Consider the following 11,101-nt stretch of genomic DNA (forward strand, 5'->3'; position numbering starts at 1 on the left):
CCACAGTAATTCAGATAAAAGCCAAATTGATTTAAGTCGGAGTAATCTGTTTATACCCGTCATCTTTCAAGTTGCCTCTTTGTTGGCTGCACTCGCTCACCCCGGTCACATAGTTATCTATGCTCCGGGGATTCACTCCCTTGCCGTCGCGATCCATCTTGAAATCCATAGGGTATATCACTATTTTATTCCCTAATCTATTTTTCTAAAAAATAGCCATTTCTGCTATCTGTAATTGTTGCCTGTAATTATTTCCTGTAATTTCTATCTATAATTGTTGCCTTTATAATAGGTATGGATAGACTTGTATTCACATAATGGTTTTGTAAACATAGAACTCCGCATATTTCTAATATCTTTTTTATTCCATAATGTCATTTTTAAATCCACTGCGGTTATAACCCCATTCAAATTATAGCCAATTAGCTTTGTGCTATTTAATTCTCTACTTCGATATATGTTGAAAAATAATAGCCAGCCAACTTATGCGAAGGCAAAAGTAAAACACATCTTGAAATAATTTTTTATATTTAAAGTACAAATGGAACATTAACATAGGCTGAACATTAACACAAACAAAACACTAATAAAAGCCAAACACTAATCAAAAAAAAACGAATATATTAGAAAGAAACCCTCGGAGTTAATTACAAGAGTTATAGTTGTGCTCAACAAACGAAATCATTCAGATATTCAAATGCCACTTTCCTCTTTAACAAAAACCTCCGTAAACCCTTGCCCAGTCACGAAGCTGAGAGACAAAATAAATCCGTGCCGGGCGGCCCACACTACCAATTTGTTTAAGGCGTTGAATGAAATAATCTCTCCTAGTGCTGCCGTAGATGATAGAGCGGCACTTGGGAGAGCGGCGGCCGATAGTATTGGAAATTCAGATAACGTATAAGTCGAGGTATTCGTTTACCGGCATGTTTTCTAGCAACGAACAGTCAAGGGAAACAGACAGGATTCTCCTCTGTTGCGTTTCAGGGAACTGACGTGCCAGGTTGGTTCTGAATTTTTTCAGCAATAATGGAATGCCTTCCTTACGGCGACGAGCATGGCCGATGGGGAATTCAACTTTGACTTCATCGAGCTGGCTGCCATCTATAAACGTAACAGTTAATGCGTTAGCAATAGAGCGTTTTTCCGGATCATGATAATCATGGGTAAAATCAAGATCTTCAACACACACTATTTTTTCCCGCAGTGCATCAATGCGGGGATCTGCCGCAACGCTATCTTCATAATCCGCCGCAGTAAGATGACCAAAGATCAAAGGAATCGCAACCATGTACTGAATACAGTGGTCTCTGTCCGCAGGATTGTTTAACGGGCCTTGCTTATCGATAATCCGTATACAAGCTTCATGGGTACGAATAGTGATTTTTGTAATGTCATTGATAGTCTTACCAGCGTCTTTCAGTTGTTGATGCAGACTCATTGCAGCTTCCACCGCAGTTTGCGCATGAAATTCTGCCGGGAAAGCGATCTTGAACAGCACGTTTTCCATCACATAAGAGCCATATGCGCACTGGAATTTGAAAGGCTGACCATTGAACGAGACATCATAGAATCCCCACGTTTTTGCGGTTAATACCGAGGGATATCCCATTTCACCCTTTTGCGCCATCAGGGCCAAGCGAACCGCGCGGGATGTTGCATCACCGGCAGCCCAAGATTTACGTGAGCCGGTATTGGGAGCATGACGGTAAGTTCGCAGTGATTGACCGTCAACCCAAGCCAATGATACCGCACTCAGGATCTCTTCTCGGTTCAACCCCAACATTTCAGCAACAACCGCCGTCGAAGCCACTTTTACCAGCACAACGTGATCTAAACCGACTTTATTGAATGCATTCTCCAGTGCAAGACATCCCTGTATTTCATGTGCTTTAACCATACCCGTCAAAACATCTTTGATCGTGAGCGGCTTTTTCCCACCAGCAACAGCATTTCTTGATAGCCAGTCAGCCACTGCCAAGATGCCACCGAGATTATCGGATGGATGCCCCCATTCAGCGGCAAGCCATGTGTCATTGAAATCTAACCACCGGATCATCGTACCAATGTTAAATGCCGCCTGTACGGGATCGAGTTGAAACTGGGTTCCCGGTACCCGCACGCCATTGGGCACCACTGTCCCCGGCACAATCGGCCCTAGTAATTTCTTACAGGCCGGGTATTCCAGTGCCTCTAACCCACAACCCAACGTATCCAGAAAACAGTAATAAGCCGTTTCATAGGCAACGGATGATGTGATGGCGTATTCCATAACATAATCCACAATATCCGCAATGACCTGATCATATTCAGGATGATTGCTTGCAACAGAGGTAGACATAATAATTCCTTGTTAAAAAAACACCCATGCAGGAATCTCTGCATCAAAAATAGCGTTACCCACGTTTACTTATTGGCGTAAATACTCGATTTTCTGGCCCGGTATAGTTGGCTGAAGGACGAATAATTTTGTTATCAATACGTTGTTCAATGATGTGAGCAGCCCATCCTGCGGTGCGGGCAATCACAAACAACGGTGTAAACATCGCCGTTGGCACGCCCATCATGTGATAGGAAACCGCTGAGAACCAATCAAGATTTGGGAACATTTTTTTATTGGCCCACATCACCGCTTCTAGTCGATCCGCAATATTAAACATTTTGGTGGTTCCTGCCTCTTTAGAAAGTTGCAGGGCCACATCTTTAATCACTTTGTGACGGGGATCAGAAATAGTGTAAACCGGATGACCAAAGCCAATAATGACCTCTTTTCTCGCCAAACGCGCCAGAATATCACGCTCTGCTTCATCAGGATTTTCATAGCGCTGTTGAATTTCAAAAGAGACTTCGTTTGCTCCACCGTGTTTTGGCCCTCTCAGTGCACCAATCGCCCCGATGATGGCGGAGTAAATATCTGTGCCAGTTCCTGCAATAACCCGGCTGGTAAATGTCGAGGCATTAAATTCGTGTTCCGCATAAAGGATTAGCGAGGTATGCATGGTCTTTTCCCACGATTCATAGGGTTTTTTACCATGCAGAAGGTGCAGAAAATGCCCGCCTATCGACACATCATCAGTTTCCACCTCAATGCGGCGTCCATTGTGGCTATAGTGATACCAATAGAGCAACATGGAGCTGAGAGAGGCCAGTAATCTGTCAGCAATATCACGCGCTCCCGCGAGGTTGTGATCGTCTTTCTCAGGCAATGTACAACCCAGAACGGAGACGCCGGTACGCATAACATCCATAGGATGGGCGGCTGCGGGTAATGTTTCCAGTGCGGCCTTTACGCTACCCGGCAAACCTCGCAGTGCGGTTAATTTCGTTTTATAGGCAGCCAATTCAGCACGGGAAGGCAATTTTTCGTGGATCAGTAGGTATGCAACTTCTTCAAATTCACACTGGGTTGCAAGATCAAGAATATCGTAACCACGGTAGTGCAGATCATTACCGGTTTTTCCAACTGTACAAAGTGCAGTGTTACCCGCACTGACGCCAGAAAGGGCTACCGATTTTTTAGGCTTAAAAGTGGTTAACTCAGTCATCGTGTTCTGTTCGCTCATGGGTATCACCTCTACGGTTTTTATGCCATATAAAACGACGAAATTAGGTGGGGATGTCCGTCATTGAGATTTTTTCTGGGAGAAAAGCACGTCCAGTTTTTGTTCAAAATCGTAGTAATTGATGCTTTCATATAACTCGTTGCGAGTCTGCATCATGCTGATCACGCTCTTCTGTGTCCCTTCTCGGCGGAGTGTGGTGTAAACCTGCTCGGCTGCCTTATTCATTGCCCGGAAAGCAGAAAGTGGATAAAGCGCAATAGAGACATCCACACTTTTCAACTCTTCTGTCGTGAAAAGTGGAGTCGCACCAAATTCAGTGATGTTGGCTAATATAGGAACCCCGGTTGTTGACGCAAATGCTTTATACATATGTAATTCGGTGATCGCCTCAGGAAACAGCATATCCGCCCCGGCTTCAATATAGGCTTTTGCCCGATCAAGCGCCGCGGCTAATCCTTCAACAGCCAAAGCATCGGTACGAGCCATAATGACAAAATTTTTATCAGTACGGGCATCGACAGCGGCCTTGATGCGATCAACCATTTCCTCTTTGGATACAATCTCTTTATTCGGACGATGACCGCAGCGCTTCGCGCCGACCTGATCTTCAATATGCAACCCCGCCGCCCCCGCTTTAATCATGGAACGCACTGTGCGAGCCACATTAAAGGCAGAAGAACCAAAACCGATATCAGCATCCACCAACAATGGCAAATCGCATACGTCCGTAATACGACGAATATCTGTTAACACATCATCCAGCGTTGAAATTCCCAGATCAGGCATACCCAACGAACCCGCCGATACACCGCCACCAGAAAGATAGATAGCTTTATAGCCCGCCTGTTTTGCCAGCAACGCATGATTCGCATTAATGGTACCGACAACCTGTAGCGGGGATTCAGCTTCTATAGCCTGACGAAATGCCAAACCGGCAGAGGAAAGAGTCATATAAGACCTCATTGTTATTATAATGAAACACGTTTGTTATCCAGCAATATACGTACCAATAAAGTCAAAAATAGCTAATGGTTTTAAAAAACAAACACAACAAAAAGTTAATGATTTGTTTTTAAATTAAAAAATAGCACTAAAAATATTTATTAGCTTGTAGGAAAGTACCATTGATAGAAAAACTCATCTGTTCCATAATGAATCAATTACGTTTTATGAAACATGAATGAAACAATTGCGAAACATTGAATTATTGTGATAGGAAAAGCGAATAAAGTTCAGCTAAGAAAAACGAAAACAGCGTACAGAAAACAGCACACAGATGAGGAATCGCATGGCAGAAGCACCATCAGCAGAACGTGATAACCGTGATAAACCGGTCATTTGGACAGTCTCTGTTTCCCGTCTTTTTGATCTCTTTCGTGATATCACACCAGAGTTCGATCATCAGGCCAATATCACGCCTATCCAACTTGGGTTTGAAAATGCGGTTCAACATATTCGTCAGCGGTTAACAACTGAATGTTGTGATGCCGTGCTCTGTGCCGGCTCTAATGGCGCCTATCTTAAAAGCCGTTTGTCAGTACCCGTCATCATTGCTAAGGCCAGCGGTTTTGATTTTATGCAGGCATTGGCCCGTGCACGACAAATCAGCTCCCGTATTGGTGTTATCACCTATCAGAATACATTACCTGCGCTAGAAGAATTTCAGCAACGGTTCAACTTGCGTATTGAACAACGCAGTTACGTAACGGAAGAAGATGCACGGGCCCAAGTCAATGCACTAAAAGCCATTGGCATTAAAGTGATTGTCGGTGCCGGGCTAATTACCGACCTCGCCTATGAAGCTGAATTGGTGGGTGTTTTTGTCTACTCTGCTGATTCTATTCGCCAGGCATTCCATGATGCACTGGATATTGCCAGAATGACCAAGCTCAGCCAAGCTTCAATTTCTGCCTATCCAACCGAGAATAGTTTACGTACCCGCCATACTCTCAATGATATCCGGGGAGATTCAGCGGTAATGGAACATGTGCGCAACACTATTATGCTATACGCCCGCTCGCCTGCCACAGTGCTAATACAAGGGGAAAGTGGTACAGGGAAGGAGCTGGTGGCACAAGCCATTCACCATGAATATGCCCTGCGGTATGGTCAGATTACAGGTAAACATCAACGGCCATTTGTCGCCGTTAACTGTGGCGCCATTGCTGAATCCTTACTGGAAGCTGAATTGTTTGGTTATGAGGAAGGCGCTTTCACCGGATCTCGGCGGGGAGGTCGTGCAGGTCTTTTTGAGGTTGCGCATCGAGGCACACTATTTTTGGATGAAATTGGTGAAATGCCACTGCCTCTTCAAACACGGCTATTGCGGGTACTGGAAGAAAAATCCGTTGTCAGAGTAGGAGGACACCGCCCTATTGCCGTTGATGTTCGGATCATCTGCGCCACACATTGCGATTTGGATACCTGGGTTCAAGAAGGGCGTTTTCGAACAGACCTGTTTTATCGCCTAAGTGTATTGCGCATCAACATTCCGGCCCTCAGGGAAAGAGGTCATGATATTGGTATATTGGCGCTGGAATATCTGCGACGAGCATTTGCTGCATTAAATTTGCCGGTATCACAATCAAGAGTGCAAGAGCTTGCTGCTTGTCAGGAGGCATTGCAAGCCTATCATTGGCCCGGTAATGTCCGGGAACTACGTAATCTTATGGAGCGGCTCACGCTATACCTTAGTGCCCATCCTGAGCATACCTTAACACCGGAATTGATATTAGCGCTTTCACCGGAGCGCCAATCTACACTCAAGCTGGCAGAACAAAGTATGAAGTCTTTCCCCTCTTTAACTCAACAATCTTCACTTGTTGCACCACTTTCAGCTCATGAAACCTTGAAACGATTTTCTGGCAATCACCATGCAACCGCGGAATATCTGGGGATTAGCCGTACTACGTTGTGGCGACGATTGAAGAAAGAGATGGCAGGGAATAAATAGCTAAAATGTTGCCTTGAAGTGCTTACGGTAGTCCTGTGGAGTGCTACTGAACGCCCGGAAGAAACTGCGGCGTAAAGTATCTTCACAGCCGAAACCGCAACGGGAGGCTATGCACTTGAGCGATAGCGTAGATTCAACCAAAAGATGACGCGCCGCTTCTAGGCGGAATCGCTCCACCGCTTTGGCTGGCGTAATCCCTGCATGTTGGCCATAGTGGCGCACGAAACTACGCTCACTCATATTGGTACGAGCAGCCAAAGCTGCCACTGAAAGGTCTCCCGCCAAATTGTTAATCATCCAAGCGTGCAGATCTGCAAATTTACTGGTACTGCTTTGTAATGCCAGTGGAGCACTAAACTGTTCCTGTCCACCAGGACGTTTGAGAAACATAACGAGATCCCGCGCAACATCCAGTGCCAGTTTATGACCGAAATCTTCCTCCAGCAATGATAGAGCCAAATCAATTCCTGCGGTGACACCAGCAGAAGTCCACACCGGACCATCCTGAATAAAGATAGGATCACATTCTACCCGCAACTTACTGTAACGCCGGGCCAGTTCGGCACAGCTATTCCAGTGCGTAACGACTCTGCGGCCATCAAGCAACCCGCAAGCAGCCAGAATGAATGCCCCGCTGCATACAGACACAATACGCCTAGCCAGCGATGCATGTCCCTTTAACCAATTACGCAATGGCGGATGGTTCGCCGCTGACTCAACGCCAATGCCCCCTGCAACAATCAGAGTATCGGCAGGAGAATCCAACTTAGGTAAAGGTTCTGCCTGCACAGTTATTCCAGCCTGCGTCATTACCTGTCCGGGATCACAAGCCACGACTTTTATGGCATAAGGCCGTTTGTGACCAGATTTCTCTGCTAGCTCATTAGCTGTGGTAAAGACCTGCAATGGCCCTGAAAGGTCCAGCAGATTTACGTTGGGGAAGATCACAAAATAGAGAGTTTTAATGTCCATAAGGCAATTATGGCACTTGGCGTAAATCGTCGCAATATTGTCATATACGCCAATTAGTTTACGGTTACAGTTGTTCTATACCCAATGGATTTCAAGATGCATCGCGACGGCAAAGGAGTGAATCCCCGGGAGCATAGCAAACTATGTGACCGGGGTGAGCGAGTGCAGCCAACAAAGAGGCAACTTGAAAGATGACGGGTATATCAATTTACTACCGGGAATACAGATGTTCAGCGATCGCTAAAAATAGCGGCATATGAATTTCAGTTCTCTTTTCAATCTCGATAAGGAAAACTTCTCCATGAAAAACACATCTAAGGAATATCCTGCGACATTATCTTCATTAATGAATACATCGTCTGGAGAAAAACCCACTCTCGCTTTTGTCATTTTCCCAGGCATGACGCCACTTGATATGATTGGTCCCGCGACAGTTCTTGAAGTAGGAGGATGGTTAAATATTGAATATGTCTGGCGCGATTTACTTCCGGTGCGTACTGAGCTGGCACATATATCATTTTCACCGAGCACTACATTTGAGCAATTAAATAAAGTGGATATTTTGTGTGTTCCCGGTACAGGAAATCCTTATGCTTTGCTTGCCGAATTAGACATGCTTGATTGGATACATAAAGTGGGAAGTAAAGCATCTTGGGTCACCAGCGTGTGTACAGGATCTATCCTGTTAGGGGCCGCAGGCTTGCTAAAAGGGTATCAGGCGGCGACTCATTGGTCGATGATAGACGATCTCAACAAATTCGATGCAATACCGGTTAATAAAAGAGTCGTTATCGATAGAAACCGGGTTACAGGAGGTGGAGTCACCGCAGGTATTGATTTCGGTTTAACATTGCTTGCTGAAATCAAAGGTGAAGAATATGCCCAAGCAGTCCAACTAGCGATACAATATAGCCCAGAACCCCCGTTCAATAGCGGCATGCCAGAATTCGCCGACAAAGAAATAACCCATGCCACACTTCAAGCTATATTTTCCAATGTGGAAAAACAGACGCCTGATTACAAAGAAATCTTAATTAAAAGCGCCAAAAGAATATCAGATATCTACTGAATCTATTTTCGTATGATGGCTTAATTCAACCTGTTTCAGCATTCGCTTATTTACCAATAACGGAAATATTTCCTATTCTAAGAACGGCTAATTCAGAGGTGCATACATCCAGATTTGTTTTTTTTAGATTAAAAGGTATAGGCAACCAATCCGGTTGCCGCTTCCAAGAGAAAATTTATCGAATTACGATGTTTCAAATATTCTATTTGAGGAATATTCTTTAATTATTCAAATACTATTTCAATTAAAAAGCTTAATACCCGACAGAAAAAGTATGATTTCAAACTTATCCAAATAATATACCGCTTATATGTAAAGTTTTGCCCACTTATTTACACGAATTTTCATGCCAATAAAGTGTCAGCATAAGTTAATCGGCTATTTGTTCAATCTTATTCCGGCTCATCACAATGATTTTAATTATCGTTTCATGGTCTATACCATTGTCTATCATTGCATACACGATTTTCACAAGCGCCAGTTTTCTACCTATCTGTAATCCTTCTTGGTATGCCTCTTGGTATGCTTCTTGGTATGCTTCCTGAAATCCTTCTTGGAACGCTTTCTGCTCCAGTTTTTGCGCTATTGTCACCAATTACCTCCTCATATTTCTAGGGGACGGTCCCGTTACTCGCTGGACAAGCCCCTCTTCTAACACGAATCTTTAAATACCGATTACGGCTCTCAGCACGAATCAGTGATGTATTTGTTCAAGTTCTTTCTGGCTCAACCCTGTGTTTTTCATTATTGTTTCACGATCAATACCATTGTTCATCATTCTACAGGCGATTTCCAGAATCGCCTGTTTTTTACCTTTCTCTTCGCCTTTTTTTTCACCTTTTTTTTCACCTTTCTGTAATCCTTCTTGAAGCCCTTCTTCGCGTGCTTCTTGACATTTTTGAAGCCCTTCCTTAAGCCCTTCCTGACGTGCTTTATGTTCCAATCTTTGCACTATTGTCATCAGTACCTCCTCATACTTCGGGAACTGTTCTGCCAGTTGCCGGATAAAACCTTCTGGATCGGCGGTATCTCCCACCAGTAATATGTAGTTTAGCATGCTTTCTAACTGCCCTTCCGCATAGTAATCATACGCCAGCAGTATGGCCAGTTTTTGCTGTAACTCCGCCATATCACGTTGCCGGATATGTTTTTGTACTATTTCCAGTAATGCAACCCGTTTGTGCGTCAGGATTTCATCATCCGGGATTACCGTCACATCTACCAACGGAAACGCGCTGGAATAGATCTCTTCCGCCAGAGCCGAAGCATCGAAGCAGTCGAGCCAGTTGGTACTCCACGGATACGGCCGTATTTTTCCGTGATAAAACAACACTGGAATAACCAGCGGCAATTTTTTATGTCCCTGCTCCAGATGCCATTGCATTGCTGAAATACTGTAACGCATCAGCCGGAATGCCATCATTTTATCCGGGGAACTCTGGTGTTCAATCACGCAATACACATAACTCTCACCCTGTGTAGTTTTTAGTGAATACAGAATGTCGGAATAATGTACCCGCAGATTGTCCTCAATAAACGACCCCGATTCCAATCGCAGTGTATCAAGATCACAAACTGCCCGTAATGTCGCAGGTAAGTGTATCTCTAGAAAATCTCTGGCGGTATCAATATGACTTAAAAACTTTTTAAAAATAGCATCATGTGGCGTCGGTGTATTTTTTATTTTCATAAGAGGATAGTAGCATATTTTATATTGAAGGAATATTAAATAAATACCGTTTGCGGCTCGAATGCCGAAACGGTATTTAAGCTAACAATTAATGGACTTCGGTTAAATAATTCAGCAATAGAACATTTTTAAAAAACATACTTAATTAATCGAATCAAGCCTAATTAATTATTTTACGGAATTAATTAACTGTTTTTCTTAATATGATCTTACAGCAGATTTTAATGCCTTAATATCCGAAGAACAGAGATAGGGTTTTAAAGCATTAAATTTCTCTTCTGACCAATCATATATTTTTAACGCGAGTAGCTCATTGATAATGTGCGGCTCAAAGCGATATTTAACTAATTTCGCAGGCGTTCCAGCAACAATACTATATGGCTCAACATCTTTAGTGACAACGCTATTAGCAGCAACAATAGCGCCTTCTCCAATAGTAACACCAGGCATAATCATTGAACGCATACCAAGCCACACGCCATCATGAATATGCGTGTCACCTTTACCTACATATGCCTCTTCGATATATTCCATGAATGGATATAAACAGAACCAATCTGCTCTGTGTGTATTGTTTCCACCCATAAGAATGATAGTTTCAGCACCTATGCAAACATAATCGCCAATATACAATTTATCAATTGGCCACTTAGACTCCCATTGAAGACTGATCTTATCACCATACAAATAGCGAACGACAGATTCTTCAAAACCGCCACTCCAACAATCGCTATAATAGCTATGGGTTCCTTTGATGACAATACTTTGATTAGTTACAGCTTCATGCAAAAATTGGATTTTTGACCAATGTTTTTCTTTCATGGTAAATAGTCTCTATTAATTATTCATTTACC

At 43.6% G+C, this 11,101-nt stretch carries 10 protein-coding genes; 2 read left to right on the forward strand and 8 right to left on the reverse strand.

Annotation, left to right across the window (positions count from 1 at the left end):
• Positions 1-31 precede the first annotated feature (31 nt).
• From LGZ98_RS01865 to prpB, 4 genes are all read right to left on the reverse strand, one after another.
• Positions 32-157, reverse strand: coding sequence for a hypothetical protein (locus LGZ98_RS01865; protein WP_262405122.1), 126 nt, complete (start codon positions 155-157; stop codon positions 32-34).
• A 732-nt stretch (positions 158-889) separates the two neighbouring features.
• Complete coding sequence (locus LGZ98_RS01870) at positions 890-2,341, reverse strand: bifunctional 2-methylcitrate dehydratase/aconitate hydratase (RefSeq protein ID WP_262977617.1); 1,452 nt, start codon at positions 2,339-2,341, stop codon at positions 890-892.
• Positions 2,342-2,396: 55 nt separating this feature from the next.
• Positions 2,397-3,563 (reverse strand): bifunctional 2-methylcitrate synthase/citrate synthase, encoded by a 1,167-nt coding sequence (gene prpC, locus LGZ98_RS01875; RefSeq protein ID WP_228899630.1) that lies wholly within the window; start codon positions 3,561-3,563, stop codon positions 2,397-2,399.
• Positions 3,564-3,623: 60 nt separating this feature from the next.
• Complete coding sequence (prpB, locus tag LGZ98_RS01880; RefSeq protein WP_113041441.1) at positions 3,624-4,514, reverse strand: methylisocitrate lyase; 891 nt, start codon at positions 4,512-4,514, stop codon at positions 3,624-3,626.
• Positions 4,515-4,851: 337 nt separating this feature from the next.
• Here prpB and prpR point away from each other — a divergent pair, with 337 nt between their 5' ends.
• Positions 4,852-6,516, forward strand: coding sequence for a propionate catabolism operon regulatory protein PrpR (prpR, locus tag LGZ98_RS01885; protein ID WP_228899628.1), 1,665 nt, complete (start codon positions 4,852-4,854; stop codon positions 6,514-6,516).
• On the opposite strand, the gene LGZ98_RS01890 is transcribed toward prpR, so the two are convergent.
• Positions 6,517-7,488: a GlxA family transcriptional regulator gene (locus LGZ98_RS01890; protein ID WP_113041443.1), complete on the reverse strand. Its 972-nt coding sequence runs from the start codon at positions 7,486-7,488 to the stop codon at positions 6,517-6,519. It abuts the gene before it with no gap.
• 301 nt (positions 7,489-7,789) lie between these two features.
• On the opposite strand from LGZ98_RS01890, the gene LGZ98_RS01895 reads away from it, so the two are divergent.
• On the forward strand, positions 7,790-8,557 hold the full coding sequence (locus LGZ98_RS01895) for a DJ-1/PfpI family protein (RefSeq protein WP_113041444.1): 768 nt from the start codon (positions 7,790-7,792) through the stop codon (positions 8,555-8,557).
• A 370-nt stretch (positions 8,558-8,927) separates the two neighbouring features.
• On the opposite strand, the gene LGZ98_RS01900 is transcribed toward LGZ98_RS01895, so the two are convergent.
• The 3 genes from LGZ98_RS01900 to LGZ98_RS01910 form a co-directional block, all read right to left on the reverse strand.
• A complete protein-coding gene (locus LGZ98_RS01900) occupies positions 8,928-9,149 on the reverse strand; it encodes an RpnC/YadD family protein (RefSeq protein ID WP_262977618.1) in 222 nt (73 codons plus the stop codon).
• Between the two features lie 102 nt (positions 9,150-9,251).
• The gene (locus LGZ98_RS01905; RefSeq protein ID WP_262977619.1) at positions 9,252-10,247 is read right to left on the reverse strand and encodes an Rpn family recombination-promoting nuclease/putative transposase; all 996 of its coding nucleotides are present in this window, start codon (positions 10,245-10,247) and stop codon (positions 9,252-9,254) included.
• Positions 10,248-10,445: 198 nt separating this feature from the next.
• A complete protein-coding gene (locus LGZ98_RS01910; RefSeq protein ID WP_113041447.1) occupies positions 10,446-11,069 on the reverse strand; it encodes a CatB-related O-acetyltransferase in 624 nt (207 codons plus the stop codon).
• Positions 11,070-11,101 lie beyond the last annotated feature (32 nt).

Source organism: Photorhabdus kayaii (assembly GCF_025384895.1).
Classification (GTDB): domain Bacteria; phylum Pseudomonadota; class Gammaproteobacteria; order Enterobacterales; family Enterobacteriaceae; genus Photorhabdus; species Photorhabdus kayaii.

What these genes read in the sequence shown, in the direction of transcription:
- prpC (WP_228899630.1), bottom strand. Translation starts at nt 3,563, where the DNA reads ATGAGCGAACAGAACACGATGACTGAGTTAACCACTTTTAAGCCTAAA.
- prpR (WP_228899628.1), top strand. Translation starts at nt 4,852, where the DNA reads ATGGCAGAAGCACCATCAGCAGAACGTGATAACCGTGATAAACCGGTC.
- LGZ98_RS01870 (WP_262977617.1), bottom strand. Translation starts at nt 2,341, where the DNA reads ATGTCTACCTCTGTTGCAAGCAATCATCCTGAATATGATCAGGTCATT.
- LGZ98_RS01865 (WP_262405122.1), bottom strand. Translation starts at nt 157, where the DNA reads ATGGATCGCGACGGCAAGGGAGTGAATCCCCGGAGCATAGATAACTAT.
- LGZ98_RS01895 (WP_113041444.1), top strand. Translation starts at nt 7,790, where the DNA reads ATGAAAAACACATCTAAGGAATATCCTGCGACATTATCTTCATTAATG.
- LGZ98_RS01890 (WP_113041443.1), bottom strand. Translation starts at nt 7,488, where the DNA reads ATGGACATTAAAACTCTCTATTTTGTGATCTTCCCCAACGTAAATCTG.
- prpB (WP_113041441.1), bottom strand. Translation starts at nt 4,514, where the DNA reads ATGACTCTTTCCTCTGCCGGTTTGGCATTTCGTCAGGCTATAGAAGCT.
- LGZ98_RS01905 (WP_262977619.1), bottom strand. Translation starts at nt 10,247, where the DNA reads ATGAAAATAAAAAATACACCGACGCCACATGATGCTATTTTTAAAAAG.
- LGZ98_RS01910 (WP_113041447.1), bottom strand. Translation starts at nt 11,069, where the DNA reads ATGAAAGAAAAACATTGGTCAAAAATCCAATTTTTGCATGAAGCTGTA.